The 26,815-nt window shown below is 69.9% G+C and carries 30 protein-coding genes; 17 read left to right on the top strand and 13 right to left on the bottom strand.

Annotation, left to right across the window (positions count from 1 at the left end; genetic code table 11):
- Window positions 1-8 precede the first annotated feature (8 nt).
- The 6 genes from AC2D80_RS10230 to AC2D80_RS10205 all read right to left on the bottom strand — a co-directional run bounded on the left by AC2D80_RS10230 (window position 9) and on the right by AC2D80_RS10205 (window position 9,052).
- Window positions 9-4,061, bottom strand: coding sequence for a translocation/assembly module TamB domain-containing protein (locus AC2D80_RS10230; protein ID WP_484632914.1), 4,053 nt, complete (start codon window positions 4,059-4,061; stop codon window positions 9-11).
- Window positions 4,062-4,071: 10 nt separating this feature from the next.
- Window positions 4,072-6,084: an autotransporter assembly complex protein TamA gene (locus AC2D80_RS10225; RefSeq protein ID WP_484632913.1), complete on the bottom strand. Its 2,013-nt coding sequence runs from the start codon at window positions 6,082-6,084 to the stop codon at window positions 4,072-4,074.
- A 7-nt stretch (window positions 6,085-6,091) separates the two neighbouring features.
- Window positions 6,092-7,279: a vWA domain-containing protein gene (locus AC2D80_RS10220; RefSeq protein ID WP_484632912.1), complete on the bottom strand. Its 1,188-nt coding sequence runs from the start codon at window positions 7,277-7,279 to the stop codon at window positions 6,092-6,094.
- A 19-nt stretch (window positions 7,280-7,298) separates the two neighbouring features.
- Complete coding sequence (locus AC2D80_RS10215; RefSeq protein ID WP_484632911.1) at window positions 7,299-7,892, bottom strand: GNAT family N-acetyltransferase; 594 nt, start codon at window positions 7,890-7,892, stop codon at window positions 7,299-7,301.
- Window positions 7,893-7,894: 2 nt separating this feature from the next.
- Window positions 7,895-8,119, bottom strand: a complete 225-nt coding sequence (locus AC2D80_RS10210) for a hypothetical protein (RefSeq protein ID WP_484632910.1) — start codon at window positions 8,117-8,119, stop codon at window positions 7,895-7,897.
- A gap of 78 nt (window positions 8,120-8,197) precedes the next feature.
- The gene (locus AC2D80_RS10205) at window positions 8,198-9,052 is read right to left on the bottom strand and encodes an AAA family ATPase (protein ID WP_484632909.1); all 855 of its coding nucleotides are present in this window, start codon (window positions 9,050-9,052) and stop codon (window positions 8,198-8,200) included.
- Window positions 9,053-9,152: 100 nt separating this feature from the next.
- On the opposite strand from AC2D80_RS10205, the gene AC2D80_RS10200 reads away from it, so the two are divergent.
- Window positions 9,153-9,821, top strand: a complete 669-nt coding sequence (locus AC2D80_RS10200) for a c-type cytochrome (RefSeq protein WP_484632908.1) — start codon at window positions 9,153-9,155, stop codon at window positions 9,819-9,821.
- A 69-nt stretch (window positions 9,822-9,890) separates the two neighbouring features.
- On the opposite strand, the gene AC2D80_RS10195 is transcribed toward AC2D80_RS10200, so the two are convergent.
- On the bottom strand, window positions 9,891-10,325 hold the full coding sequence (locus tag AC2D80_RS10195; RefSeq protein ID WP_484632907.1) for a DUF1841 family protein: 435 nt from the start codon (window positions 10,323-10,325) through the stop codon (window positions 9,891-9,893).
- 26 nt (window positions 10,326-10,351) lie between these two features.
- Window positions 10,352-10,990 (bottom strand): trimeric intracellular cation channel family protein, encoded by a 639-nt coding sequence (locus tag AC2D80_RS10190; protein ID WP_484632906.1) that lies wholly within the window; start codon window positions 10,988-10,990, stop codon window positions 10,352-10,354.
- 24 nt (window positions 10,991-11,014) lie between these two features.
- Here AC2D80_RS10190 and AC2D80_RS10185 point away from each other — a divergent pair, with 24 nt between their 5' ends.
- The 3 genes from AC2D80_RS10185 to AC2D80_RS10175 all read left to right on the top strand — a co-directional run bounded on the left by AC2D80_RS10185 (window position 11,015) and on the right by AC2D80_RS10175 (window position 12,996).
- Complete coding sequence (locus AC2D80_RS10185) at window positions 11,015-11,782, top strand: sulfite exporter TauE/SafE family protein (protein WP_484632905.1); 768 nt, start codon at window positions 11,015-11,017, stop codon at window positions 11,780-11,782.
- A gap of 62 nt (window positions 11,783-11,844) precedes the next feature.
- Window positions 11,845-12,462: a nucleotide-binding protein gene (locus AC2D80_RS10180; protein ID WP_484632904.1), complete on the top strand. Its 618-nt coding sequence runs from the start codon at window positions 11,845-11,847 to the stop codon at window positions 12,460-12,462.
- A 78-nt stretch (window positions 12,463-12,540) separates the two neighbouring features.
- Entirely contained in the window at window positions 12,541-12,996 is a 456-nt protein-coding gene (locus AC2D80_RS10175; protein WP_484632903.1) for a MaoC family dehydratase, read from the top strand.
- A 15-nt stretch (window positions 12,997-13,011) separates the two neighbouring features.
- On the opposite strand, the gene AC2D80_RS10170 is transcribed toward AC2D80_RS10175, so the two are convergent.
- The 3 genes from AC2D80_RS10170 to AC2D80_RS10160 form a co-directional block, all read right to left on the bottom strand.
- On the bottom strand, window positions 13,012-13,332 hold the full coding sequence (locus tag AC2D80_RS10170) for a hypothetical protein (protein ID WP_484632902.1): 321 nt from the start codon (window positions 13,330-13,332) through the stop codon (window positions 13,012-13,014).
- An 80-nt stretch (window positions 13,333-13,412) separates the two neighbouring features.
- A complete protein-coding gene (trmL, locus tag AC2D80_RS10165; protein WP_484632901.1) occupies window positions 13,413-13,913 on the bottom strand; it encodes a tRNA (uridine(34)/cytosine(34)/5-carboxymethylaminomethyluridine(34)-2'-O)-methyltransferase TrmL in 501 nt (166 codons plus the stop codon).
- Between the two features lie 43 nt (window positions 13,914-13,956).
- On the bottom strand, window positions 13,957-14,694 hold the full coding sequence (locus tag AC2D80_RS10160) for a phosphoribosyltransferase family protein (protein ID WP_484632900.1): 738 nt from the start codon (window positions 14,692-14,694) through the stop codon (window positions 13,957-13,959).
- 66 nt (window positions 14,695-14,760) lie between these two features.
- On the opposite strand from AC2D80_RS10160, the gene AC2D80_RS10155 reads away from it, so the two are divergent.
- The 8 genes from AC2D80_RS10155 (at window position 14,761) to AC2D80_RS10120 (ending at window position 21,225) form a co-directional block, all read left to right on the top strand.
- A complete protein-coding gene (locus AC2D80_RS10155; protein WP_484632899.1) occupies window positions 14,761-15,669 on the top strand; it encodes a biotin synthase in 909 nt (302 codons plus the stop codon).
- A gap of 242 nt (window positions 15,670-15,911) precedes the next feature.
- Complete coding sequence (locus tag AC2D80_RS10150; protein ID WP_484632898.1) at window positions 15,912-16,331, top strand: DUF2244 domain-containing protein; 420 nt, start codon at window positions 15,912-15,914, stop codon at window positions 16,329-16,331.
- 180 nt (window positions 16,332-16,511) lie between these two features.
- Entirely contained in the window at window positions 16,512-17,645 is a 1,134-nt protein-coding gene (gene coxB / locus AC2D80_RS10145; RefSeq protein ID WP_484633319.1) for a cytochrome c oxidase subunit II, read from the top strand.
- Between the two features lie 40 nt (window positions 17,646-17,685).
- Complete coding sequence (ctaD, locus tag AC2D80_RS10140) at window positions 17,686-19,305, top strand: cytochrome c oxidase subunit I (protein WP_484632897.1); 1,620 nt, start codon at window positions 17,686-17,688, stop codon at window positions 19,303-19,305.
- A 28-nt stretch (window positions 19,306-19,333) separates the two neighbouring features.
- Window positions 19,334-19,447 (top strand): cytochrome oxidase small assembly protein, encoded by a 114-nt coding sequence (locus AC2D80_RS10135; protein WP_484632896.1) that lies wholly within the window; start codon window positions 19,334-19,336, stop codon window positions 19,445-19,447.
- A gap of 17 nt (window positions 19,448-19,464) precedes the next feature.
- Complete coding sequence (locus tag AC2D80_RS10130; RefSeq protein ID WP_484632895.1) at window positions 19,465-20,082, top strand: cytochrome c oxidase assembly protein; 618 nt, start codon at window positions 19,465-19,467, stop codon at window positions 20,080-20,082.
- A complete protein-coding gene (locus AC2D80_RS10125; protein WP_484632894.1) occupies window positions 20,079-20,291 on the top strand; it encodes a DUF2970 domain-containing protein in 213 nt (70 codons plus the stop codon). Before AC2D80_RS10130 ends, AC2D80_RS10125 begins: the two co-directional genes overlap by 4 nt.
- Window positions 20,292-20,343: 52 nt before the next feature.
- The gene (locus AC2D80_RS10120; protein ID WP_484632893.1) at window positions 20,344-21,225 is read left to right on the top strand and encodes a cytochrome c oxidase subunit 3; all 882 of its coding nucleotides are present in this window, start codon (window positions 20,344-20,346) and stop codon (window positions 21,223-21,225) included.
- 84 nt (window positions 21,226-21,309) lie between these two features.
- On the opposite strand, the gene AC2D80_RS10115 is transcribed toward AC2D80_RS10120, so the two are convergent.
- Complete coding sequence (locus tag AC2D80_RS10115) at window positions 21,310-21,540, bottom strand: twin transmembrane helix small protein (RefSeq protein ID WP_484632892.1); 231 nt, start codon at window positions 21,538-21,540, stop codon at window positions 21,310-21,312.
- Window positions 21,541-21,587: 47 nt separating this feature from the next.
- Between AC2D80_RS10115 and AC2D80_RS10110 the strand changes: the two genes are divergently transcribed.
- Genes AC2D80_RS10110 through AC2D80_RS10090 form a run of 5 tightly spaced genes read left to right on the top strand, consistent with a single transcriptional unit; the run spans window position 21,588 to window position 25,712 of the window.
- Window positions 21,588-22,355, top strand: a complete 768-nt coding sequence (locus AC2D80_RS10110; protein WP_484632891.1) for an SURF1 family protein — start codon at window positions 21,588-21,590, stop codon at window positions 22,353-22,355.
- Complete coding sequence (locus AC2D80_RS10105) at window positions 22,336-23,016, top strand: SCO family protein (protein ID WP_484632890.1); 681 nt, start codon at window positions 22,336-22,338, stop codon at window positions 23,014-23,016. The genes AC2D80_RS10110 and AC2D80_RS10105 overlap by 20 nt, the downstream gene beginning before the upstream one ends.
- A gap of 38 nt (window positions 23,017-23,054) precedes the next feature.
- A complete protein-coding gene (locus tag AC2D80_RS10100) occupies window positions 23,055-24,203 on the top strand; it encodes a COX15/CtaA family protein (protein WP_484632889.1) in 1,149 nt (382 codons plus the stop codon).
- The gene (gene cyoE / locus AC2D80_RS10095) at window positions 24,200-25,108 is read left to right on the top strand and encodes a heme o synthase (protein WP_484632888.1); all 909 of its coding nucleotides are present in this window, start codon (window positions 24,200-24,202) and stop codon (window positions 25,106-25,108) included. Before AC2D80_RS10100 ends, cyoE begins: the two co-directional genes overlap by 4 nt.
- 10 nt (window positions 25,109-25,118) lie before the next feature.
- Window positions 25,119-25,712, top strand: a complete 594-nt coding sequence (locus AC2D80_RS10090; protein WP_484632887.1) for an SCO family protein — start codon at window positions 25,119-25,121, stop codon at window positions 25,710-25,712.
- Window positions 25,713-25,773: 61 nt separating this feature from the next.
- Here the strand turns inward: AC2D80_RS10090 and AC2D80_RS10085 are convergent, their stop codons facing one another.
- On the bottom strand, window positions 25,774-26,808 hold the full coding sequence (locus tag AC2D80_RS10085; protein WP_484632886.1) for a CDP-6-deoxy-delta-3,4-glucoseen reductase: 1,035 nt from the start codon (window positions 26,806-26,808) through the stop codon (window positions 25,774-25,776).
- Window positions 26,809-26,815: the final 7 nt, after the last annotated feature.

The raw sequence follows: 26,815 nt of genomic DNA, 5'->3' as shown, positions 1-26,815 counted from the left end.
TGCGGACCTCAGTCGTACTGCAGCGTGAAGATCAGGTCGACCGCGTTTTCGGCGCCGGCGCTGGCGCGCAGGGTGACGCGGCGGGAGAGGTCGTAGAAGACGGCGACGGTGCCGAGGGCGCCGGCGAGGCTGCGCTCGTAGCTGAGGTAGAGATCGTTGGTGAGGCGCTTGCCCAGCGTGAGCGCGCCGGCGCCGGGGGTGCCGTCGGCGTTGGGTGTGCCGGTGCTCACGCCGATGCTGTCGAGCCCGAAGGCGCCTGCGAGGCCGCCGGCCGGGTCGCCGCCGCGGCCGGCGATGAGCGCCAGCGCGGCTTGTTGAAGCACGGCGGCTTCGGCGCCGGCGCCGCTGGCCGGGCGCCCGAGCACCAGCCAGGCGAGCTTTTCGCTGTCGGGCAGCTCGGGCTCGCTGAACAGGCGCACGCGCGGGGCCTGCGCGGTGCCGCCGATCTGCACGCCCACGCGCTGGGCGCTGTTGGGTCGCACGGCGGTGATGTCCAGCGTGGGGTTGTCGGGCGGGCCGGTGAAGCGCAGCACGCCGGTCTCGATGCTCAGGCGCTGGCCGTAGGCGCGGTAGCTGCCGGCGGCGGTGCGCACCTCGCCGAGCAGGCGCGGCGTGGGCAGCGCGGCGGTGCTGCGCACGCTGAGTTGGCCCTCGAGCCGGGTGTCGATGCCCTGGCCACGCATCTCGAAACGCGGGCCCAGGTCAAGGTCAAGCTGCACGTCGGGCACCACGCGCAGGCCGTCGGGTTCGGGGGGGCGTGTGGTGCCGCGCACGACCACGTCGCTGCCCAGCGTGGGCGCGAGTTCGTCGGGCAGCAGGATCAGCGCCTCGTCGGCGCGCAGGCCGCCGCGCAGGGTGAGGCGAGGGCCGTCGAGCCGGGCCTGCACCGTGCCCGACGCGGTGAGGCGCCGGTCGGGGCGGACCGAGGCGCGCAGCCGGGTGGCCGTGGCCTGCAGCTCGATCAGGGGCTGCAGGCGGCGCGGGCCGTCGGTGTCGGTCGTGCGCCAGCGCGCGCTGCCGCTGGCGACCAGGGTGCCGCCGCGGGCGGCGCCGCCGCGGCCTTCGAGGGCGAGGCGGTCGATGCTCAGGCGGTCGCCGTCGAGCGTGGCGCGCAGCTGGCCGTTGATGAAGGCCACGCCATCGACCGCCGAGCGCACGGCCATGTCGTCGCCCTGCAGCTGACCGCTCCAGCGCGGCGCATCGCGCTGGCCGTCCACCCGCGCCTGCAGCGCCACCGTGCCGCGCACGCGCCAGCCCGGCGGCGCCAGCGCCGACCACACGCCCACCTGCGGCAGCCGCGCGGTCAGGCTGCCGCGCAGCGGCGCCTGCGCGGGCCAGTGCCAGGCGGGGTGGGTGCCGTCGGGTGGGGCGAGGGCGGTCTCGAGATCGGCGCTGGCTTCGCCCGCCCGCTCGCTGTCCCAGCGCAGTTGCGCCCGCAGCGCACGCCCGTCGGTGGCCACGCGCAGGCGCGCTTCGCGCAGCCCGGCCAGCACGCGGCTGTCGTCCACGCTGCCGTCGGCCCCGGCGAACACCTGCAGCGCGAGGTCGCCGGCGCGTCGCTCCAGCGAGGCGCTGACGCGCGGCGGGCGGTCCGCCTCGGCCGGCAGTTCGACCGACCACGCACCGCCCAGCCGCAGGTCGCCGCCGACGCCGGCGCGCGCCAGCGGCCCCGGGGCATCGGCGCCGATGTCGGGGTCGGCCGCGAGGGCGTCCACCCAGGCCAGCGGCAGGTCGTCGAGCGTGCCGTCGGTGGTGAGGGCGCCGGCCTCCCAGCGCAGGCGACTCCAGCCCAGGGTCACCGCGCCGGCCGCGCCACCGGCGCCCGCCGCGCGCGCGGCGCGCTCCACCCGCGGGGCGAGCGTCCAGCGGGCACTGCCCGCGTCCCACCGGGGGCGGCTGTCGAGTCCGCTCCAGGACAGCGTGGGGGCGCTCAGGCTGTCGAGGGACCACACCACCGGGGCGCTGGCGCGGCGGGCGTCGCGCAGGGTGGCGCCGAGGCGGTCGAGGTGGAGCTGTCCGTCGGGCCATCCGGGTCGGCCGACCGGGCGCAGGCGCAGCTGGCCGGCGGTGTCGACGGTGCCGCTCCAGGCGCCGTGGCCGGCCCCGGCGGTGAGGCGCAGCGCGAGTTCGTCGGCGCGGCCGCGCAGCCGCGCCTCCAGCCGGTCCCCGCGCCACGGCGGCTGGCCGTCGCCGGCGGCGGTGACGCTGACGTTCAGGTCGCGCGCCTGCAGGTCGAGGTCGAGCGTGGGCGGCGCGGCCGGGGCGCCGCCGGGCAGGCCGAAGCCGCCGAGGCCGCCGTCCCAGCGCAGGCTGGCGGTGGCGCGGCCGCTGGCCTGGGCGCTGGCCAGGGCGGGCCAGGCTTGCGCCAGCGCGGGGCCGATCCACGGCGCGGCGCGCAGGCTGTGCGCCCAGGCGAGCGCCCGGCGCGCGTCGTCCAGCGCCAGCCGCAGGGTGCCGCCGCCTTCGCGGGCGGCGATCGCGCCGCGCGCCTCGGCGTTCAGCCCGGGCAGCGCGAGCTGCAGCGTGCCGCGGGCGGCGGGGGTGCCGCGCGTCCAGCGGCCTTGCGCGGTGAGTTCACCGTCGAGCGCGCGCAGGCGCAAGGTGTCGATCTCCAGCGTGCCGGCCCGCCAGTCGGCCGACGCCGGCAACCAGCGCCCGCGCAGGCGCCCTTCGCGCAGACGCAGTGCGTCGGCGGCGCTGGCGCGGGGCTGGCGGCTGGCCGGGGCGAGGTCGGCGCTGAGGCGCAGCGCCTCGCCGGCGTCGGCCGTGACCGCCCCGTCGAGCGCGGCCGGCGCGAGTCGGCTCCACAGCAGCGCCGGGTTCACGCCGCGCAGCCGCAGGTCGAGCGCGCCGGTGCCGCGCGGCGAGGCGGCCGGCTGCCAATGGCCCTCGCCGCGCACCTCGCCGCCGCCCACCGCGCTGACCAGCTCGTCGGCCCGCCAGCGTCCATCGGGATCGTGATGCAAGCGCACCCGCAGGCTGGCCAGCGGCAGCCGCTGGCGGTCGGCCGGGCCGGGCAGGGCGTTGCTCAGGTCGAGGGCGGCGGTCCAGCCGCCGCCGGCGGCGGGCTGGGCGCGGGCGGTGCCGCTGAGCGCGGTGGTGGGGGCCTGTGGCCACAGCCGGCCGACGTCGAGCTGATGCAGTCGCAGGTCGGCCTCGGTCAGCGGCTGCGCGGCCCAGGGCCGCAGCGTGGCGGTGGCGGCCAGCGTGGGGGTCGCACCGGCGGCGGTGTCGGGCTGGAGGCGGGCGCGGGCCTGCAGGCTGGCGTCGGCGCCGCCGAGCGCGCCGGCCACCTGGGCCTCGGCCTGCAGCGACACGGCCGCGCCGCCGGGCACGGGCGCGTCGTCCACCCGCCCGGTGATGTCCAGCCGCAGCGGCAGGTGGCCGGCGGCGCCGAGCGCCAGCGTGGCCTGGTAGCGGCCACCGGCGATGTCGATCTGCTCCAGCGTGAGCAGGTGGGCCTCGCGCACGCCCAGCGCGGTGGCTTCCGGCGAAGCACCGTGGCTGTAGCGCCCGCGCAGGCCGCGCGCCAGCGGGCCGGCGTCGGCCGCGCCCCACACCAGCGTGTCCACCGACCAGCCCAGGCGCACCGCCACCGGCAGGCCCAGGTCGGTGGGGGGCGCGGCGGAGGCGGGGTCGGGGGAACGGCGGTCGTCGATGCGCAGCCGGTCGGCGTGCAGGGCCTGCACAAACACGCCGCGCCCGCTGAGCAGGCGGCGCCAGAAGCGGCCGGTCAGCGTGAGCTTCACCCCCTCGGCGTGCACGCCCAGGCCGTCGCGCGACCAGTCCAGGCGCTCGATCGTGCCGCCGTGGCGCAGGCTGCCGCGCGCCCCGTGGACCGCCAAGGCGCCGAGCGCCGGCCGGTCGGCCAGCGCGCGCTCGGCCCAGCGCATCGTTTGTGCCAGCGAGCCCTCGCTGCCCGCCCACCACCACGCGCCGCCGAGCGCGGCGGCCAGGGTGAGGGCGCCGCCCGCGGCGAGCGCGGCCAGCCCGCTGCGCGCGCGCGGCCACGCCGGCGGGCGGGGTGGCTGGGGTGGTGCGGGCGCGTCGGGCGGGCTCATGGTGCAGGCCTCAGAACACAAACCCGACGCTCAGGTGCAGCCGCCACTTTCGCGTCTCCAGGCCGTAGGCGAGGTCGGCCTGCAGCGGACCGACCGGGCTGTTGTATCGCACACCCGTGCCCACGCCCCAGCGCGGCCGCAGGTCGCGGGCGCGGTCGGCCACCGCGCCACCGTCGATGAACACCACGTGTTCCCACGGTGTGGCGCTGCGGCCCGGGCCGCCGCTGCCGCTGTTGCCGCCGCTGCCGCCCTCCCCACCGACCGGGCGTTGCCACTCGAGGCTGATCACCGCCTTCGTGCGTCCGGCCGCGACCGAGCCATCCGCCTGCGGCACCCCGATCTCGCGCAGGCCATAGCCGCGCACCGTGTTGTCCCCGCCGGTGAGAAAGAGCTGGGTCTCCGGCAGGCGCACGCCGTCGCGCGCGGCCACGGCGCCGCCCTCCAGCCGCAGCGCGAGCCGGCCCCAGCGCGGCCAGGCGCTGGCCTCGCGGTCCAGCGGCCACAGCCCGAGCCAGCGCGCCTGGGCGCGGGCGAACGGCTGGCGCTCGCTGCCCAGCGTGGTGCCCAGCCCGGCCTCGACCGACAGGCCGTGGCCGCGCCGCGGCGTGATCGGGTCGTCGAAGCGCCGCCGCGTCCAGGCCATGTTGGCCGTCAGCGCGGCCTCGGTCTCGTCGCGCCCGAGCACCGGGTTGGTCACCCGCGCCCGGTCGAACTGCAGGTACACGCTGCGGTCGTAGGCTTCGCCATCCTGCGCGCGGCCGGCGCGCAGGCGCTGGCTGTCGGTGGTGGTGTTGTCGGTGAGCTGGCGGGCCAGCTGGCCCTCGGTGATCCAGCGCCAGCCGTCATCGTCCACCGGCGCGCTCCAGGCGGTGCGCGCCAGCCGGTCCAGCCGCTCCAGCCGCAGCGCGCTCTGCGCGCGCCAGCCGATCCCGGGCAGGCGGTTGTGGGTGTGTTCGAGCGACAGGCGCGCGCCGTTGTCGGTGCTCCCGCCGATGCCCAGCACCAGCTTTTGCCGCCGACTCTCCCGCAGCTGCACCACCACCGGCAGCTGCCCATCGGCGCCGGCCGCGTCGACGTAGACAAAGGCGCTGTCGTACTGTCCGGTTTCGCTGATGCGCTGCTGCGCCTGCTGCAGGCGGGCCAGGTCGTAGTCCGCCCCGGGGGTCACGCCGGCCAGCGCCACCAGGCGCTGCACCGTGGCCGCGTCGTAGCGCTCCGCGCCCTGCACGACGACCGGTCCGAACCGGGCGGCCTCGCCGCTGTCGAGCTCCAGGTAGAGGTCCACCGCGGCGGCGGTGGCGTCCACATCGGCCAGGCTGTTGGACAGGCGCGCCGCCGGGAAGCGCTGCGCCGCCAGCGCGCGCACCGCGGCGCCTTTCGTGCCATCCCACGCCGCCTGGGTGAAGCGCCCGCCCTCCAGGGCCGCGGCCTCGCGCGCGATGGCTTCGCGCTGCGCGGCCGCCCCGTCGTCGGTCGCCACCGGGCCGCGCCACGACACGGTCACGCGCCGCACCGTGGCCGCCGGTCCGGGTGTCACCGCCACCACCACCGTGCCGAGCGAGGGCAGGGCGGTGGCGTTCCCGGCCGGGTCGGCGGGGTCGGTGTCGTCGTCCGCAGCCTCGGGCGAGGGGGCGGTGGCCGCCGGGCGCAGGCCGACCGACACCTGGGGCGAAAAGTGGCCCTGCGTGGCCAACAGCTCGCGCAGGTTGGCCGGCGCCTGGGCGATCAGGCGGTTGAGCTCGCCCGCGTCCAGGCTGCGCAGGCGCCGGTAGCGTTCCAGCTCAATGTGGCGCTGCAGAAACGGGAGCAGCTCATCGGGCGCGGTCCAGTCGAACTCAAAGCGCGGCGCAGCCGGGGGGCGCGGCGCACGGGGTCGTTCGGCCGTTGCGCGGGCGGTGGGGGGCGCCGCCCCGTCTTGCGCGCGCGCAGCGCCGCTGGCGAGCCCGCCGCCCGCCAGTCCCACGCATCCGATCCACAGGGCCCAGGGCCCAGCGGCCCGACGGGCCGCAGCAAACAGGGTCATGCCCGCGTCATTTCGACAGCATCCGCATCGCGTCTTCCAGGCCCTTGAGCGTCAGCGGGTACATGCGCTGGCCCATGAGCTGCTGGATGATGCTGATGCTCTGTCGATACTGCCAGACGCCCTGCGGTTCCGGGTTGATCCACGCGAACTTCGGGAACGCGTGGGTGAGGCGCTGCAGCCACTCGGCGCCGGCCTCCTCGTTGTTGTATTCCACGCTGCCGCCGGGCTGGAGGATTTCGTAGGGGCTCATGGTGGCGTCGCCCACGAAGATCAGCTTGTAGTCCTTGTTGTACTTGCGAATGATGTCCCAGGTCGGGAACTTCTCGGCGTAGCGGCGCCGGTTGTTCTTCCACATGAAGTCGTAGACGCAGTTGTGGAAGTAATAGAACTCCAGGTGCTTGAACTCGCCCTTGACGGCGGAAAACAGCTCCTCGACCCGCTGGATGTGTTCGTCCATGGTGCCGCCCACGTCCATCAGCAGCAGCACCTTCACGTGGTTGTGCCGCTCGGGGATCATCTTGATGTCGAGCCAGCCGGCGTTGGCGGCGGTGCTGCGGATGGTGTCGGGCAGGTCGAGTTCGAGGTCGTTGCCCTCGCGCGCGAACTTGCGCAGCCGCCGCAGCGCGACCTTGATGTTGCGGGTGCCGAGCTCCTGGGTGTCGTCGTAGTCGCGGTAGGCGCGCTGCTCCCACACCTTGACCGCGCTCTTGCCGCCGCCCTTGCCGCCAATCCGCACGCCCTGCGGGTTCTGGCCGCCGTGGCCGAAGGGGGACGTGCCACCCGTGCCGATCCACTTGCTGCCGCCTTCGTGGCGCTCCTTCTGCTCTTCCAGCCGCTTCTTCAGCGTCTCCATCAGCTCGTCCCAATCGAGCTTGGGCGCGTTGGCCTTCTGCTCTTCCGACAGGATGCGCTCCATCTCCTGGCGCAGCCAGTCGGCCGGGATCGGCTTGGTGAAATCCGCGATCAGCTCCACGCCCTTGAAGTAGGCGGCGAAGGCGCGGTCGAACTTGTCGAAGTGCTTCTCGTCCTTCACCAGCGCGGTGCGCGCCAGGAAATAGAAGTCGTCCATGCTGCAGGCATCGGGGTTGGTCGGCCCCACCACATCGGCCTCCAACGCCTGCAGCAGCGTGAGGTATTCCTTCACCGACACCGGCAGCTTGGCCGCGCGCAGGGTGTAGAAGAAATCGATCAGCATGGCGAAGCCTCCGTCGGGTTCAACCGTACCGGCTGAGCCGGTACAGCAGTTGGGCGCGCGCCTCGGGCCACTCGCCCGCGCGCATGCTGTACATCACCGTGTCGCGGATGGTGCCGTCGCGCCGCAGCGCATTACCCCGGATCACGCCATCCCGCCGGGCGCCCAGGCGTTCGATCGCAGCCTGCGAGGCGAAGTTGAAGTTGTCGGTGCGCCAGCCCACCACGTGGCAGCCCAGCGTGTCGAAGGCGTGGCTCATCATCAGCAGCTTGCAGGTCGCGTTCACGTGCGTGCGCTGCACCCGCTGCGAGTACCAGGTGTAGCCGATCTCCACCCGCTTGACCGCCGGCAGGATGTCGTGAAAGCTGGTGCTGCCGAGCACGGTGCCGCTGGCCTCGTCGATGACGGCGAACGCGAATCGGTGGCCCTCGGCGCGCATGGTCAGCGCGGTCTCGATGTAGGCGCGCGTCTGATCCGGCTCAGGCACCGACGTGACCCGCAACGTCCACAACTGGCCGTCGGCGGCGGCCGCCCGCAGGCCATCCTCGTGCGCCAGTTCCAGCGGCTCCAGACGGATACCCCGATCCTTCATCACCACGGGTTCCACAAACGCCATGCTCACTCCTTGCGGGCGCTCGCGCGGCGCCAGGCGCGCGCGGCCTGCAGCCCGGCGCCACCCCCCAGCCCCACGGCGATGATCGCCCCGATGCTGCCGGTGCCGTAGCCTTCGGCGAACAGGTCAAAACCCAGCCAGCGCGCCAGCCAGAAGCCCGCCAGCGCGCCGCCGACGAAGCCCACCGCGTCGGACAGGCCTTCCTTCAACAGTCGCTGTGTTTCACTCATGGCGGAGGTTCCAACGGAAGACGGTGTCGGGCCGCCCCAAGGCCGCGTGGCGGCCCGCCGGACGGCACGGCGTGGCGGTCAACGATTTCTCTGGTTCATGAAGACCAGCTTCTCGAACAGGGTGGTGTCCTGCTCGTTTTTCAGCAGCGCGCCCACCAGCGGCGGGATCGACACCTTGTCGTCCGCACTTTGCAGCGCTTCGAGCGGAATGTCCTCGGCCATCAGCAGCTTGAGCCAGTCCAGCAGCTCGGACGTGCTCGGCTTCTTTTTCAGACCCGGCAGGTTGCGCACGTCGTAGAAGGTCTTCATCGCGACCTTCAGCAGGTCTTTCTTCAGCGTCGGGAAGTGCACGTCGACGATCTTTTGCATCGTCTCGGCGTCGGGGAACTTGATGTAGTGGAAGAAGCAGCGGCGCAGGAAGGCGTCGGGCAGCTCCTTTTCGTTGTTGGAGGTGATGAACACCAGCGGACGGTGCTTGGCCTTGATCAGCTCGCGCGTCTCGTAGCAGTAGAACTCCATGCGGTCGAGCTCGCGCAGCAAGTCGTTGGGGAACTCGATGTCGGCTTTGTCGATTTCGTCGATCAGCAGCGCCACCGGCTGCTCGGCCGTGAAAGCCTGCCACAGCACACCCTGCACGATGTAGTTGCGGATGTCCTTCACGCGCTCGGCGCTGTCGGTGGTGTTGAGCTGGCTGTCGCGCAGCCGGCTGACCGCGTCGTATTCATACAGACCCTGCTGCGCCTTGGTGGTGCTCTTGATGTGCCACTGCAGCAGCGGCATGCCCAGCGCCTGGGCCACCTCTTCGGCCAGCATGGTTTTCCCGGTGCCGGGCTCGCCCTTGACCAGCAGCGGGCGCTTGAGCGTGATGGCGGCGTTGACCGCGAGCATCAGGTCCTGGGTGGCGACGTAGTTCTCGGAACCTTGGAATTTCATGGATGACCCGGCGTGGAGGTTGGCGTCAGGAGACCGCCCAGGCGGCCCCCCTATAATCCGCGGCTGTTTTTCCAGCCGACCATTTCATTGTGCTAGCAAAATGAATCACCCGTTGACCACGATCGCCCGCTCCCTTGTCGCCGCAGCGACGCTTTCCGTGGCCGCCGCGTCGGCGCTGGCCCAGGGCGTGACCGGTGATGTCGCCGCTGGCGCCAAAAAAGCGGAAATGTGCGTGGGTTGCCACGGCATCCCCGGCTACCAGAACAGCTTCCCCGAGATCCACAAGGTGCCGATGATCTCGGGCCAGACCGGTCCGTACATCGTCAACGCGCTCAAGGCGTATCAGAAGGGCGAGCGCAAGCACCCGTCCATGCGCGGCATCGCCGGCTCCCTGACCGAGCAGGACATGGCCGATCTGGCCGCGTATTACGCCTCCCACACCGGCACCCCCGCGCCCGAGACGCCGAAGCCGGCGTCGGCCAAGGTGGCCGCGCTGATCGAAAAGGGCGCCTGCATTTCCTGTCACGGCGCCAACTTCAGCAAGCCGATCGACCCGAGCTACCCCAAGCTGGGCGGCCAGCACGCCGATTACCTCTTCGTGGCCCTGAAGTCCTACACCGTTGAAGGCAACCCGGTGATCGGCCGCTCCAACGGCATCATGGCCGGCATCGCCAAGCAGTATTCGCCCGCTGAAATGCGCGAAATCGCCAAGTACCTCGCGTCGGTGCAGGGCGAACTGAGCGTCAAGCCGCAGCCGCGCTTCAAATAAAAAGGGGTTCTCCCTGCAAAAAGCCGCTCACCGAGCGGCTTTTTTCTTGGGGTCTGGGTGGTCGGCGTCTCAGCCGGTCGCGCGGCGGCGCACGGCGTCGATGTAGGCCTGGCCATCCGGTGGACGGCCGGCCCGCTGGCTCTCCCAGAGCATGCGGCCGAGACACTCCATGACCTCGTGGTGGGCGGCGTGCAGGTCGTCGCGCCGCGCCGCGAGCAACTCCACCGCCTGCCGGATGCCCGCCGGCTGGTCGATGCTGCACTGCTCGCTGATGGACAGGTGCATCGACAGGTGCAGGAAGGGATTCTCTCGGCCCGGATCGTCCGGGCGGCCAATGGCCGCCACCGCCGCGTCCACGTCCGACAGCTCGGCGTGGTATTCGGGGTGCTCGGCGATCCACTGCCCGGCCAGGGTTTCGATGGCTTCCATGGGCTGGCCGGTGCGCTGCTTGGCCAGCACGCCGCAGAAAAAGCGGCGCACGTCTTCGGGCGAGGGGGTGAACATGCCCCGATTGTCGCGCTGGCGGGGCTTCAGACCCGCCAGGCGGGCAATTGCCAGTTGCGCCAGAGGGCCAGCCCGCGCAGGCCCGCGGTGACCAGCACGCACAGCCCCAGCGCCACCCAGCCGGGGGCCCCCGCGTGCCACAGGCCCACGTACAGCCACCCGCCCGCAAAGGCGCAGACGGTGTAGGGGCGGTGGTCGCTGAAGGCGGCCGGAATCTGGTTGCACACCACGTCGCGCAGCACGCCGCCGGCCACGCCGGTGATCAGCCCCATGATCACCGCCACCAGCGCCGGCAGCTCCAGCACCAGCGCCTGGTGCACGCCGCTGGCTGTGAACAGGCCCAGGCCGAGCGCGTCCGGCCACTGGATGGCCCGCTCGGTCAGCGCGAAATGCCGGCTGCGCAGAAACAGCATCGCGGCCACCGCCAGCACCAGCACGCCCCACAGCAGGTCAACGTGTGCGACCCAGAAGAAGGGCCGCACATCGAGCAGCAGGTCGCGCAGCGTGCCGCCGCCGAACGCGGCGAGGAAGCCCACCACGCAGACACCCACCGCGTCGAGCCGTTGCCGGGCCCCAGCCAGGATGCCGGACAGCGCAAACGCGGCGGTGGCCGACAGTTCCACCAGCAAGCGCAGCGTTTCCCCCCACAATGGTGCGTTTTGCATGGGCCGATTGTGCGGCCACACGACGTGCCGCCCCTGACCTTCATCACCGATCCGTTCTTTTACGCGGTGGCCGTCCCGGCCGTGCTGCTGCTGGGCATCAGCAAAAGCGGATTCGGCGCCGGCTTCGGCTCGCTGGCGGTGCCGCTGATGGCGCTGGCCGTGACCGTGCCCCAAGCCGCCGCGATCCTGATGCCGGTGCTGCTGGTGATGGACCTGCTGGGCATGGCGGCTTTCCGCAAAGACGTGGACCGCGCGCTGTTGTGGTTTCTGCTGCCCTGGGGCCTGCTGGGCATCGTGGTGGGCACCCTGCTGTTCAAATGGCTCGACCCGCGCCTGGTGGCGGGCATCGTGGGGGCGTTCACGCTGCTGTTTCTTGCCCAGCGCCTGGCCTTTCCGCCGCGGGCCGACAGTCCGCCCCCGCCGCGCTGGGTGGGCGCCCTGTTGAGCACCACGTCGGGATTCACCAGCTTCATCGCCCACGCGGGCGGCCCGCCGATCAACGCCTACGTCATCCCGCTGAAGCTCTCGCCGGTGCGCTTCACCGGCACGCTGGCCTTCTTTTTCTTCTTCATCAACCTGGCGAAGTGGGTGCCGTACGGCTGGCTGGGCCTGCTGGACGCGCGCAACCTCGGCACCTCATTGCTGTTGCTCCCGCTGGCCCCGGTGGGTGTGTGGATCGGCGTGCGCATCGCCCACCGCATCGACCCGGTGCTGTTCTACCGCTTCATCTACGCCGGCATGCTGCTCACCGGCCTGAAGCTGCTGTGGGACGCCCGCGCGGCGCTACCATAGACGCCCAACCCTCCCGCGGCCGCGCGGCCGCCTGCACACAGGCACTCAGCCAGGAGTTCCGCATGCCGATCGTGGTGGTGGCCAATCCCAAGGGTGGCGTGGGCAAGTCCACGCTGTCGACCAACGTCGCCGGCTATTTCGCCCGCCAGGGCCACGCCGTCATGCTCGGCGACATCGACCGCCAGCAGTCCTCGGCCCTGTGGCTTCGCCTGCGGCCGCCCGAGGCGCGTCCGATCCGCTCGTGGGACGTCTCCCACGACCTCATCGCCCGGCCGCCCAAAGACACCACCCACGTCGTGCTCGACACGCCGGCCGGCCTGCACGGCTGGCGCTTCAAGGACGCGCTGAAGGTCGCCGACAAGGTGCTGGTGCCCCTGCAGCCCAGCATCTTCGACATCTACGCCACCCGCGCCTTTCTCGACGAACTCGCCGAGTCGCGTCACGCCGGCAAGCTCGACGTCGGGCTGGTCGGCATGCGGGTTGATCCACGCACCATCGCTGCCGACAAGCTGGCCGAGTTCGTGGCCACGCTGGGGCTGCCGGTGCTGGCTTACTTGCGTGACACCCAGAACTACATCCACCTGGCCGCCCGCGGGCTCACGCTGTTCGACGTGGCGCCTGGCCGGGTGGCGCGTGACCTGGAGCAGTGGGCGCCCATCTGCCGCTGGCTCGACGCCTGAGCGGCGCCGCCCGCCTCGGGCCCGCTCCTGTCACCGCCCCGACACGGGGCCTTTCGCCGCCGCCCTACAGTGGCCGGCATGAAGATCTTCGACACGCTGGCCGAGCTGGCCGCCTGCGTCGGCCAGGAAGTCGCCGTCAGCGACTGGGTGACGATCACCCAGGCGCAGGTCAATCAATTTGCCGACGCCACCGGCGATCACCAGTGGATCCATGTCGACCCCGACCGGGCGCGGGCGGGGCCGTTCGGTGCGCCGATCGCGCACGGCTTTCTCACGCTGTCGCTGCTGCCGCGCTTCTTCGAATCGGCTTTCGACGTGCGCGGCTCCTCCATGGGGGTGAACTACGGCCTCAACCGGGTGCGGTTCACCGCCCCGGTGCCGGTGGGCAGTCGCCTGCGGGCCCGCATGACGCTGCTGTCGGCCGAGCCGATCGCGGGTGACGGCCTGCAGATGACCTGGAGCGTGGCGGTGGAGCGCGAAGGCAGCGACAAGCCGGTGTGCGTGGCCGAATCGCTGGTGCGTCGCTACCCCTGAGTGCCCAGAAGGGGATCAGCCGATCCGCGAGAGCTGACGCGGGTCCACCCAGCCGTCGAACACGCGCAACAGGCTGTCAATGCGTTCAGCCGCCACGCGCTGGTTGTGGCGCTGGGCGATGAGCTGGAAGGCATCGAGGCGCAGCAGCCACAGCTCCTGGACGCTGCCCGCTCCCTCGATCTGCTGCCGCAGGCGGCTGGCGCGCTGGCCGGAGCAGTCCTCGATGCATCGCAGCAGCGGCGCCCGCATCGCGGCGAGGTCTTTCAGGCGCGCGGCGCGCACGGGACCCCGGCTGGGCTTCAGCCAGGGTTTCAGCAGGCGGCGAAGAAACTCCATGGGCGTCGGGTGCCGGCTGGCGGCCGGTCGGGTCGGTGTCGGCCGATTATGGGAGCGTCGGCCGCCGCCGGGAGAGGGGGTCAGACGGCCGGCGGTGTGATGTGCGTCACGCCCGGGGCGGATTCGAAGTGGTTTTGCCGCCACGCCTCGAACACGCTCACCGCCACCGCGTTCGACAGGTTGAGGCTGCGCTGCCCCGCCCGCATGGGCAGGCGCAGGCGCTGGGCTGGCGGGAAACGCTCGCGCAGCTCGACCGGCAGACCGGCCGTTTCGCTGCCGAACACCAGCCAGTCGCCGGGCTGGAAGGTCTGGGCGAAGGCGCTGTGGCTGCCGTGGGTCGTGAAGGCGAACAGCCGCTCCGGCGACGGTTGCTCGCTCGCCAGAAACGCTTCCCAGTCGGCGTGCCGGCGCACGCTCGCGAACTCGTGATAGTCCAGCCCCGCGCGGCGCAACTGCTTGTCGTCCATCGAAAAGCCCAGCGGCTCCACCAGGTGCAGCACGCAGCCGGTGTTGGCGCACAGGCGGATGACGTTGCCGGTGTTCGGCGGGATTTCCGGGTGGACGAGCACGACGTGGAACATGGGGCGGCGATCTTAGCCCCGGCGCCGTGTGGCGCGCTCGGCCCTAGGCCGGTGTCGGCGTGCGCGCGAGGACCAGCGCCGTCACCGCGGCGCAGCCGGCCTGTCGCAGTGCCGCCGCCGCGGTGTGGAGTGTGGCGCCGGTGGTGAACACATCGTCCACCAGCAGCACCCGGCGCCCGACCAGGTGGGGCGCCACGGCCGGGTGGGGCGCGAAGGCGCCGCGCAGGTTGAGCCGGCGGGCACCCGCGTCAAGCCGGTGCTGCGCCGGCGTGTCGCGCAGGCGGACCAGGGCCTCGGGCTGCGCGGTCCCGCGCGGGCGGTCAGCGGCCAGCCGGCGCGCCAGTTCCCACGCCGGGTGGTGACCGCGCTCGGCCAGCCGGGCGGGAAGCATCGGGATCGGTGCGATCACGTCGGCCTGCGCGATCAGGGCAGCCGCGCCGGGCGCCTCAAGCAGGCGCAGGACCAGCGGATCGGCCCAGCCCGGCTCCCCGCGGAACTTGAAACGCGCGATCAGCCGGTCCCAGGGAAACGCGTAGTCCACCGCCGCCACGCACGCGTCCAGCGGACCGGGCTCGTGCAGGCACGCGCCGCAGCGGACCACCTCCGCCGGCACCGGGCGCGCGCACGTGTCGCAGCGCGCCCGCGGGGCGGCGAAGCGGGCCACGCAGGCCGGACAAACGGGCGCCCGCGGCCACCCGCCGCACACCGCGCACACGCTCGGCCACGCCACCAGCCCGCGCAGCCAGGGCGTCAGGGCAGGGCGAAGGCGGGCGGGATGCATCGGCTCAATATACTGACGCGCCCCGGCCCCAACCCCCCTCGCTCGACCCGCCCCCTATCGTCGCCCATGACCGTCACCGCCGCCGAAGAAACGCCCGTGCCCGGTCTCGATCCGGTCGCCAGCGCCCGCTGGATACGCCGCTCTGTGCCAGTCAGCCCGTGGCTCCACGAGGAAGTGGGCGCTCGCATGGCCGATCGGTTGCAGTGGTTTCGCGAGCCGCCGCGGAGTTGGCTGCACTGGGAGCCGGTGCACGGCGGGGTGCAAACCCACCGCCGGCTGCGCGAGCGTCTGCCGGCGGCGCCGTGCTGGGTCGCCAGCGAGCGGCCGCAGGACGCCCAAAGGGCCACCGCCGAGGCGCCGCCGGCGACCTGGAACCCGTTGCGCCGCCGCGCCCCGGTGGTCCCGCCGGTGTGGCAGCCCGGGCAGGGCGTGGGCATGGTCTGGGCGAATATGCTGTTGCACGCCGTGCCCCGACCCGCTGCGCTGATCCGCCAATGGCACAGCGCGATCGACGTGGGCGGCTTTTTGATGTTTTCTTGCCACGGCCCGGACTCCCTGCAGGAGCTTCGCGCCGTGTATGGCCGGCTGGGCTGGCCCGCGCCCGCGCACGCGTTCACCGACATGCACGATTGGGGCGACATGCTGGTGCATGCCGGGTTCGCCGAACCCGTCATGGACATGGAGCGGCTGGTGCTGACCTACAGCAGCGGCGATGCGCTGCTGGATGAGTTGCGCGGCCTCGGGCGCAACCTGGCGAGCGCTCGGGCCACCGCCACGCGCGGGCGGGCGTGGCGTGCCCGGCTGGTGCAGGCGCTGGAATCCGGCTTGCCGCGGCAGCCCGATGGCCGCCTCACCCTGACCATGGAAATCGTCTACGGCCACGCCTTCAAGCCCCAGCCGCGGGTGCCGGTGGCCACGTCGTCCCGGGTGGGACTGGACGACATGCGCGCGATGCTGCGTGGCACACGACGTTGACGCCCGCGGGCGTCAAGACCAATTGTCCGACTCGGGCGGGACGCTTTGTCAGGGGATGGGGGGTGGCGCGCCGCTACAATCGCCCCCGTTCGAAAAATCCGAGGGCATTTTCCCTGCAGGGCGCCAGCGATCGCGCGTGCGTGTCACACGCGATCACCGGCCCGTCTCCGGTGGTGGGTGTGAATCAGTCGAGCGAAGCGTGGCGGTGGGCGTACCGGTCCGGAGACGGCGTCGAATGGTCCTTGCGCCGCAATTGTTCGATCACCCCGCGCCAGGTCGCGGTGCTGTACGCCTCGTTGTGCGTGGTGTCGCTGGGGGTCGCAGCCTTCTTCTGGCGCATGGGCGCCACGCTGGTTCTGCCGTTCGCGGTGCTGGAGCTGTTGGCGGTCGCCACGGCGCTGGTGCTGTGGGCCCGGCGGGCCACCGACGGGGAGCGCATCCGGCTGGACGCCGGGCGGCTCATCGTGGAAGTCGAGTCGGCCGGTCGGCTGACGCGGCGGGAGTTTGTTCGGGAGTGGGTGCGGGTGCAACCGCCGCAGGGCCGGGATCGGCTGATCGAGCTGCGGTCCGGCAATCAGTCCGTGAGCGTGGGGCGTTACCTGCGCCCGGACCTGCGGCCCGCGCTGGCGCGGGAGATTCGCCTTGCCTTGAGCGGGGCTTGAGCAGGCCGGTTGGTCTCGGGCTGCCGGCGAGGGTGGGCGGAAGGTTGGTTGTGAATGGTTTGTTGTTTTGGCAGCGGGCAACCGGTGCTTATTTTTGAGGCGCGAAACGTGAGTACGACGAAACAATCGGTGCATTCCCTGCGAAGCCGTTGGGCTGCGCTGCGCAACGCAGCCAGCCTGATGGCCCTTGGCGCAGGCGTGTGGGTGTCGGCCGCCGCTCAGCAGGTGAACGACCTGCCCGGCGGCCCCGCCGTGAACCAGCTCAACTTCGCGCCGCCGGTGACCAAGATCGCCGAAGAACAGCACTGGCTGCACTGGTTCATGATGGGCATCTGCGCCGTGATCTTCGTGATCGTGTTCGGCGTGATGTTCTATTCCATCCTCAAGCACCGCAAATCCGTCGGCCACAAGTCGCAGGAACTGCCCGAGCCGATCTGGGTGGAGCTGGGCTGGACCATCGTCCCGCTGCTGATCGTCATCGGCATGGCCCTGCCGGCGACCAAGGTGCTGGTGGCCCAGAAAGACACCACCAACGCCGACCTGACCATCAAGGCCGTCGGCATGCAGTGGAAGTGGGGCTACGAATACATCAAGGGCGAGGGCGAAGGCATCAACTTCCTGTCGACCCTGGACAACAACCACCGCGTCATGTCCAGCAGCGGCAAGCCGGAAGCCACCGACGACTACCTGCTGAAGGTGGACAACCCGATGGTGGTGCCGGTCGGCAAGAAGGTGCGCATCATCACCACCGCGAACGACGTGATCCACGCCTGGATGGTGCCGGCCTTCGGCGTCAAGCAGGATGCGATTCCCGGTTTCGTGCGCGACACCTGGTTCCGCGCCGAAAAGACCGGCGATTTCTACGGCCAGTGCGCCGAGCTGTGCGGCAAGGAACACGCCTACATGCCGATCCACGTCAAGGTGGTGACCGCTGAGGAATACACCGCCTGGGTGGAAGGCCAGAAAAAGGCCATGGCCGCCAAGGCCGACGACCCCAACAAGGTCTGGACCCTGACCGACCTCGTCAAGCGCGGTGAGTCTGTGTACGCCGCCAACTGCCTCGCCTGCCACGGCGCCGCCGGCAAGGGCGCTGGCCCGATCAAGGCGCTGGACGGCTCCGCCGTGGTTCTGGACGCCGACAAAGGCAAGCTGATCAACGTGCTGCTCAATGGCCAGAACAACGGGGCCATGCCGGCGTGGAAGCAGCTCTCCGACACCGAGCTGGCCGCGGTGATGACCTACACGAAGAACAGCTGGTCCAACAAGACCGAGCGCCTGATCCAGCCCGCCGAAGTGCTGGCCGCCCGGAAGTGATCCGGCCACCGAGTAACGATCGAGACCCGAGGAAATCCCCATGAGTGCAGTTCTTGACCATCACGACGCACACGGCCACGACCACGACCACCATGCCCCCACGGGCTGGCGCCGCTGGGTGTTCGCCACCAACCACAAAGACATCGGTACCCTGTACCTGCTGTTCTCGTTCGCCATGCTGATGGTGGGCGGCGTGCTGGCGCTCGGCATCCGCGCCGAGCTCTTCCAGCCCGGCCTGCAGGTGGTGAATCCGCAGCTGTTCAACCAGCTGACCACGATGCACGGCCTGATCATGGTGTTCGGCGCGATCATGCCGGCCTTCGTGGGCTTCGCGAACTGGATGATCCCGCTGCAGATCGGCGCCTCCGACATGGCCTTCGCGCGGATGAACAACTTCAGCTTCTGGCTGATGATTCCCGCGTCGCTGATCCTCGTGGGTTCGTTCTTCATGCCCGGTGGCGCACCCGCTGCCGGCTGGACGCTGTACGCGCCGCTGACCCTGCAGATGGGTCCCTCGATGGACGCCGCGATCTTCGCGATGCACATCATGGGCGCCTCGTCCATCATGGGTTCGATCAACATCATCGTGACCATCCTCAACATGCGCGCCCCCGGCATGACGCTGATGAAGATGCCGATGTTCTGCTGGACCTGGCTGATCACCGCCTACCTGCTGATCGCCGTGATGCCCGTGCTGGCTGGCGCGATCACCATGACGCTGACCGACCGCCATTTCGGCACCAGCTTCTTCAACCCGGCCGGCGGCGGTGACCCGGTGATGTACCAGCACATCTTCTGGTTCTTCGGTCACCCCGAGGTCTACATCATGATCCTGCCGGCCTTCGGCATCGTGAGCCAGGTCGTGCCCGCGTTCTCGCGGAAGAAGCTGTTTGGCTACGCCTCCATGGTGTACGCCACCGGCTCCATCGCCATCCTGTCTTTTGTCGTGTGGGCCCACCACATGTTCACCACCGGCATGCCGGTGACCGGCCAGCTGTTCTTCATGTACAGCACCATGCTGATTGCCGTGCCCACGGGCGTGAAGATCTTCAACTGGATCGCCACGATGTGGAAAGGCTCCATGACCTTCGAGACCCCGATGATGTGGGCTGTGGGCTTCATCTTCGTGTTCACGATGGGCGGTTTCACCGGCCTGATCCTGTCGGTCGCGCCGATCGATATCCAGATGCAGGACACCTATTACGTGGTGGCCCATTTCCACTACGTGCTGGTGGCCGGCTCGCTGTTCGCCATGTTCTCGGGCATTTACTACTGGCTGCCCAAGTGGACCGGCGTGATGTACAGCGAGACCCGCGGCAAGATCCACTTCTGGTGGTCGATGATCTCGTTCAACATCACCTTCTTCCCGATGCACTTCCTGGGTCTGGCCGGCATGCCCCGCCGCTACGCCGACTACCCGATGCAGTTCGCCGACTTCAACATGATTGCCTCGGTCGGTGCGTTTGCCTTCGGCTTTGCGCAGGTCTACTTCTTCGTGGCCGTGGTGCTGCCCGCCATGATGGGCAAGGGCGAGAAGGCCGTGCAGAAGCCCTGGGAAGGCGCGGAAGGTCTGGAGTGGGAAGTGCCGTCGCCGGCACCGTTCCACACCTTCGAGAACCCGCCCAAGCTCGACGCCACCGCCACCAAGGTGGTCGGCTGATCATCGCGGCACATCCCGGGAACCCACCGTGACCACCCCCGAACAAAAGAAAGGCAACCTTCGCCTGGCCTTGATTCTGGCCAGCGTGGCGGGTGCTTTCTTCTTCGGTTTTGTGGCCAAGCTGGTGTGGTTCGGGGGTTGACCCCGGGAAAGGTTGTTGTGGGACTGCGTCGCGAAAACTTCAAGATGGTGGGCAAGCTCGGCGTGATCGCGCTGGGCATGTTCGCCTTCGGCTATGCGCTGGTGCCGATCTACCGGGCGATCTGCGAGGTCACGGGCATCAACATCCTGGCCTTGTCGGAGCGCCAGGTCCCGGGCACGAAGAACCGTCTGCCTGCGAACACCCAGGTCGACACCTCGCGCACCATCACCGTGGAGTTCGACACCAACGTCCGCGGTCCCTGGCAGTTCAAGCCGGCGGTGCGTTCGATGACGGTGCACCCGGGCGAGCTCGCCACGGTCATGTACGAGTTCCAGAACGTCCAGACGCGCACGATGGCCGCTCAAGCCATCCCAAGCTACGCGCCCAAGCAGTCTGCCAACCATTTCAACAAGCTGGAGTGCTTCTGCTTCACGCAGTACACGCTCCAGCCGGGTGAGAAGAAGGAGTGGCCGGTCGCGTTTGTGATCGACCCGCGCCTGCCGAAAGACGTCACCACGATCACGCTGTCCTACACCTTCTTTGAGGTCGGCGGCAAGACGCCGCCGGCGCCCGCCAGCAGCCTGCCCCAGGCTTCGGCGGAACCGCGGGTGATCACCGTCGGGGGGGCTGTGTGAGCCCCGTCACGCCACCACGCCGGGAACGGGCCACAGCGTTGGAAACGGTCAAGGCCGTGCTGTGGGGTTTCCTCGGTGTGCGCCGCGGCAGCGATTACCAGCGGGATATCCAGCGGTTGAACCCGCTGCATCTGATGGCGGCCGGGGTGGTGATGGCTTTTTTGTTTGTGGCCGGTCTGATGGTCCTGGTCAAGTGGGTGGTCGGCTGACCGTCGGCCCGCCCCGATAACGATTTTTTTGCGAAAGCACAGAGGAGTGAGCATGTCAGCAGCAACCCACGGCGGCACGCCGTATTACTTCGTCCCCGGGCCCTCGCGGCACCCGGTGATGTCGTCCATCGGCCTGTTCTTCGTGATTCTGGGCGCAGGTCAATGGGTCAATGGCGCGCAGTGGGGCGCCTACTCGCTGGCGTTCGGTCTGGCCTTCTGGCTGGTCGTGCTGTACCAGTGGTTCCGCGACTCGGTGCACGAGAGCGAGAGCGGCCTGTATGGACGCAAGATTGATCTGTCCTACCGCTGGAGCATGAGCTGGTTCATCTTCTCGGAGGTGATGTTCTTCGGCGCTTTCTTCACCGCGCTGTGGTGGGCCCGCACCCACTCGGTCCCGGCCTTGGGCGGCATCGAAAACGCGCTGATCTGGCCCGACTTCAAGGCGGTGTGGCCGAGCGTCCAGGCCGGTGCGACCGCGTCGCCGGCCGGCATCGTCGAGCCGTTCCAGACGATGGGTCCGTTCTGGCTGCCCACCATCAACACGGCACTGCTGCTCACCTCCGGCGTCACGCTGACGATCGCGCACCACGCCCTGCAGGCCGGCAACCGCGGCAAGACCATCGCCTTCATGTGGATGACGGTCCTGCTTGGTCTGGTGTTCCTTTTCGTGCAGGGCTACGAGTACTACTACGCCTACACCGCACTGAACCTGAAGCTCAACTCCGGCATCTTCGGGTCGACGTTCTTCATGCTCACCGGCTTCCACGGTTTCCACGTGTTCGTGGGCATGCTGATGCTGCTGTTCATCACCCTGCGCCTGCAAAAGGGCCACTTCACCAAGGACCGCCATTTCGGCTTCGAGGGCGCGGCGTGGTATTGGCACTTCGTGGACGTGGTGTGGCTGGGTCTGTACATCCTCGTGTACTGGCTGTGACCCGCGGGCCCGGAACCTTCCGGGTCTGTCACCCACAAAAAAAGCGCCGGCAGGCGCTTTTTTTGTGCAGGCAAAGCCGATCCGTCAACGTTGCACCGGCAAACCCGTTGGCTGGATCCAGCCCATCCACCAGCTCAGCAGCACCACGATGAACAGCAGCACCGAGAACCCGACGCGAAACGCCAGCGCTTTGGCCATGGGGTTGCGGCGCGGGGTGCCGTCCTCGTTCGTGCCGCCGCCGCGCATCATGAAGACGAGCGCGGCCCCGAGACTGCCGATGATGGCGACAAAGGCGCCGAGAACCAGGAACTTCATGCCGCGGATTATCGGCCCGGTGACCCGACCTTGTGATGCACTCGCCCATGGTCGCTGAACGCTCGAACACCCGCGGTCGCTGGCGACGTGTCGCCGTCTGGATCGCCGCGGGCATCACCGTCGCGGGAACGGCTTCGCTGGGGCTGTGGCAACTCGATCGTGCCCGCCAAAAGACCGATCTTGGCGCCCGCATCGAGGCGCGCGGTGCTTTGCCCGCCTGGGATACCGCCGCGCTGGCCCGGAGCGACGCGCGTGACCTCGCGGAGCACCACTGGCGCCCCGTGCGGCTGCAGGGACGCTGGGTATCGGGCGCCAGCGTGTTTCTCGACAACCGGCAAATGGCCGGACGGCCCGGATTCTTCCTGGTCACGCCGCTGCGGCTGGCGGGCAGCGACCGGGTCGTTCTGGTGCAGCGTGGCTGGGTGCCGCGGGACTTCAATGACCGCAGCCGTGTGCCCGCCGTGGCCACGACCGACGGCGATGTCGAGGTGCTTGGGCGATTGGCCCCGCCGCCGGGGCAGCTTTACCAGCTCGGTGAGCCCGTGCCAGGGCCCATCCGGCAAAATATCGACCTCGCGGCGTTTCGCGTGGAGACCGGCCTGAACCTGCTGGAAGCGTCGGTGCAGCAGACCGGTCCGTCCGACGAAGGCCTCGCCCGCGCTTGGGCGGCGCCGGCGGTCGACGTGGCCAAGCACCATGGCTATGCCTTCCAGTGGTTTGCCCTGAGCACGCTCACCGCGTTGCTCACCCTCTGGTTCCAGATTGTTGTACCGCGCCGCAAGCGCCTCGCTGCCCATGGCCCCGACGCCCGATGAACCCCTGACCCTCACCGTCCACAGCCTGCCCACGCCCGACGGCGCGCAGGCCGAGGCGGCCGCGGCCACGCGGCGCGGCCGCTGGAAGATGATTGCGCTGCTGCTGGTGTGCGCCTCGCCGGTGATCGCGTCGTATTTCACCTACTACGTCATCCGGCCTGAAGGACGGCGCAACTACGGTGAGCTCATCCAGCCGCAGCGCCCGCTGCCGGCGGTCACCGGCGTCAACAGCGCCGGACAGCCGGTGCCGCTCACCTCGCTCAAGGACCAGTGGCTGCTGGTGAGCGTGGGCGACAGTGCCTGCGACGCGACCTGCGAGCGCCATCTCTATTTGCAGCGTCAGCTCCGCGAAACGCTGGGGCGCGAGAAAGACCGGCTTGACTGGGTCTGGCTGCGCACCGGCAGCCCCACGCTCACACCCGCCCTGCAGCAGGCCACCGCGGCCGCGACGGTGCTGCACCTGAGCGAAGCCGACCTCGGCGCCTGGCTTCAGCCGGCCCCGGGCCAGCGCCTGAGTGACCACCTGTACGTTGTTGATCCGCTGGGCAACTGGATGCTGCGCTTCCCCGCCGACATCGATCCCAAGCGCGCCAAGCGCGACCTCGACCGGCTGCTGCGTGCCTCCTCCTTCTGGGACCAGCCGGGCCGTCCCGCGCCCTGACAATCACGCTCGACGCCGCGACCGAATCCGCGACCGCCATGGAACCGACCCCCTTGTACGACCTTGCCCCGATCGCCCGCCTGATGCTGCTGGGCGTGGTGATTGCGCTCGGCCCGCTGGCCTGGGTGTGGCTTCGCAACCGCAACGCGGCGCCGGCCCAGCGCCTGCGCGTGTTGACGCTGGTCACGTTGTTCATCACGTTTGACCTGGTGCTGTTTGGCGCCTTCACCCGCCTCACCGACTCCGGCCTCGGCTGTCCCGACTGGCCGGGCTGCTATGGCGCCGCCAGCCCGATCGGTGCCCACACCGACATCGCCGAGGCGCAGGCGGCGATGCCCACCGGTCCGGTCACGTTCTCCAAGGCGTGGATCGAGATGATCCACCGCTACATCGCCACCGGCGTGGGCGTGCTCATCATCGTGCTCGCCGCGGTGAGCTGGATTGAACGGCGCACGGTCGCGGTGTCGTGGGTCTGGCCCGCATTCACCCTGGTGTGGGTCTGCATTCAGGGCGCTTTCGGCGCGCTCACCGTGACCATGAAGCTGTTCCCGGCCATCGTGACGCTGCACCTGCTCGGGGGGCTGATCCTGTTGGCGCTGCTGCGGGCGCAGTCGGTGGCGTACGCGCTGGCCGAGCCCGGGCAGGCGCCGGTGGTCGTGTCGCGCGGGTTGCGCGCGGCGCTGCTCGCCGCCTTCGGCCTGGTGTGGCTGCAGATTGCCCTCGGCGGCTGGGTGAGCACCAACTACGCCGTGCTGGCTTGCAGCGACTTCCCCACCTGCCAGGGCAGTTGGTGGCCCACCATGAATTTCCGCGAAGGCTTCACCATCTGGCGCGAACTGGGCGAAACCCGCGCGGGCGACGCCATCACCTTCCAGGCCCTCACCGCCATCCACTACGTGCACCGGCTGAGCGCCTATGGGGTGTTCGCGGCGCTGATCGCGGTCGCGTGGTGGCTGTGGCGCGTGCCCGGGTTGCGCCGCACGGCGCAGGGCCTGTTGCTGCTGTGCGCGTGGCAGTTCATCACCGGCCTGACCAACGTGGTGCTCGACTGGCCGCTGCTCGCTGCCGTGAGCCACACCGGCGGCGCCGCCGCCCTGGTGATCGTCTTCACCGGCGCGCTGGCCCGCACCCGCGCCGTCGCGGCCGCGGCGCCGTTGCCCGTTCACCTGTCCCGCACCGCCCCATGAGCGCCGCCGCTTCTCCGCCCCCCGTTGCCGCCACTTTGCCGTCCACCTGGCGGCAGTTCTACGCCCTCACCAAGCCGCGCGTGGTGCAGCTCATCGTTTTCTGCGCGCTGATTGGGATGGTGCTGGCGGTGCCGGGTGTGCCGAGCTGGGCGCAGGTGCAGCTCGCCGCCCTGGCGTGCCTGGGCATCTGGCTGGTGGCGGGTGCGGCCGCCGCGTTCAATTGCGTCGTCGAGCAGCACATCGATGCCAAGATGAAGCGCACCGCCTGGCGTCCCACCGCCAAGGGCGAACTGACCAACTGGCAAACGCTGAGCTTCTCGGCGGTGCTGTGCGGGGCCGGCTCGGCGCTGCTGTACTGGGCCGTGAACCCGCTGACGATGTGGCTCACCTTTGCCACCTTCGTCGGCTACGCGGTGATCTACACCGTCATCCTCAAGCCGCTCACGCCCCAGAACATCGTCATCGGCGGCGCGTCTGGCGCGATGCCGCCGGTGCTGGGCTGGGCCGCCATGACCGGGGTGGTCGCGCCCGAGGCCCTGATCCTGTTTCTGATCATCTTCCTGTGGACGCCGCCGCACTTCTGGGCGCTGGCGCTCTACCGCGTGGAGGATTACCGCAAGTCGGGCTTGCCGATGCTGCCTGTGACCCACGGGTCCGAGTTCACGCGTCTGCAGATCGTGCTGTACACCTTCGTGCTGCTGGCCGCCACGCTGATGCCCTTCATCATGCGCATGAGCGGCTGGTTCTACCTGGTCTGCGCGCTCGCGCTGGGCTTGGGTTTCTGCGGCTACGCCATTGCGCTGTGGCGGCGTTATTCCGATGCGCTGGCCCGCAAGACCTTCCGTTTTTCGCTGATCCACCTGTCGCTGCTGTTCGCGGCCTTGCTGGTCGATCACTACCTGTGAGGCGTCTGCCATGAACCACCCCAACCGCCGTACCGTGCTGGGCGCTGCGCTGGCCGCCGGCCTGCTCGCCGCCTGTTCGAAAGAGGCGCCGTCGTTCGCCGGCATCGACATCACCGGCGCCGATTACGCCAACGGCTTCTCCCTCACCGACCACAACGGCCAGCGGCGCACCCTCGCCGACTTCAAGGGCAAGGTGGTGGTCGTGTTCTTCGGATTCACGCAATGCCCGGACGTCTGCCCGACGACCATGATGGAGATTGCCGAAGCCCGCCGTCAGATGGGCCCCGACGGCGACAAGCTGCAAGGCCTGTTCATCAGCATCGACCCCGAGCGCGACACGCCGGCGATCATGAAGGAGTACATGGCCAGCTTCGACCCCAGCTTCCTGGCGCTGTACGCGGCGCCGGGCGAGCTGCCCGACCTGGCCAAGCACTTCAAGATCTACTACAAGAAAGTGCCCGGCAAGACGCCCACGAGCTACACGATGGACCACACCGCGGGCAGCTACGTGTTCGACACGACGGGCCGCGTCCGCCTGTACCACCGCTACGGCACCGGCGCCCAGGCGCTGGCCAGCGACGCGAAAAAGCTGCTCGCCGGCTGAGCCGCCCGCCCGCTCGACCTGCCCGTCAGTCCGTGCCCCGACGGTCAGGCTGAGGAAGGACTCAGGCGGTGGCCTTGTCGGCCGCGCTGGTGAAGGAATCGGCGAAAAACGCCTCTTCCGGCAGGCCCGCGGCCACATAGTCCCGACGCGCCGACTCCACGACGATCGGGGCGCCGCAGGCATACACCTCGAAGCCTGCCAGATGGGGGTGGTCGGCCAGCACGGCGCGGTGCACGAACCCGGTGCGGCCAGTCCATCCATCCTCCGGCAGCGCGTCCGACACCACCGGCACGTAGCGCAGATTCGGCATCTCTGCCAGCTGCGCTTCGATCCAGGCTTGCTGATACAGGTCGCCCGGCCGCCGGCCGCCCCAGTAGAGCGTGGCCGGCCGGTCGATCCGCTTGAAGCGCATGTGCTCGATGATGGCCTTGATCGGCGCAAAGCCGGTGCCCGAGGCCAACAGGATCATCGGCTTGGTGCTTTCCTCCCGCAGGAAGAAACTGCCAAACGGGCCTTCGATCCGCAGGATTTCCTTCTCCTTCATCGGACCGAACACGTGGTCGGTGAACTTGCCGCCGGGCATGTGGCGCAGGTGAAGCTCCAGGCCCGGGGCCTCGGCCTGGGTGTGGGGCGCGTTGGCCATCGAATAGCTGCGACGGTCGCCGTCGCGCAGGATGAACTCCACGTATTGACCGGCACGGTACTGAAACGTGTCGCTGGCCGGGAGTTGCAGCTTCATCACCATGACGTCCGCCGACGCCCGCTCCAGGCTGCTGACACGCACCGGCATCTTCTTGATCGCGAACGCTCCGACCTCCGTGACCTGGCGCGACTCCAGCACCACGTCACTCTGGGCCACGCCGCAGCAGGTCAGGACGAAACCCGCGGCTTCCTCGTCCGCGCTGAGCGCCTTGCTCTGGTGCGGACCGTGGACCACCGACCCCGACAGCAGCTTGCACTTGCACGAACCGCACGCCCCGTCTTTGCAACCGTATGGCAGACCGATGCCTTGGCGGATGCCGGCGGCCAGCAAGGATTCGTCGGGCAGGGCGGTGAAGGCTCGGCCGCTGGGTTGGACCGTGATCTGGAATGTCATACTGCGT

The sequence above is a fragment of the Hydrogenophaga sp. T66 genome (assembly GCF_057219855.1).
This window is presented reverse-complemented; position numbering and strand designations above follow the sequence as displayed.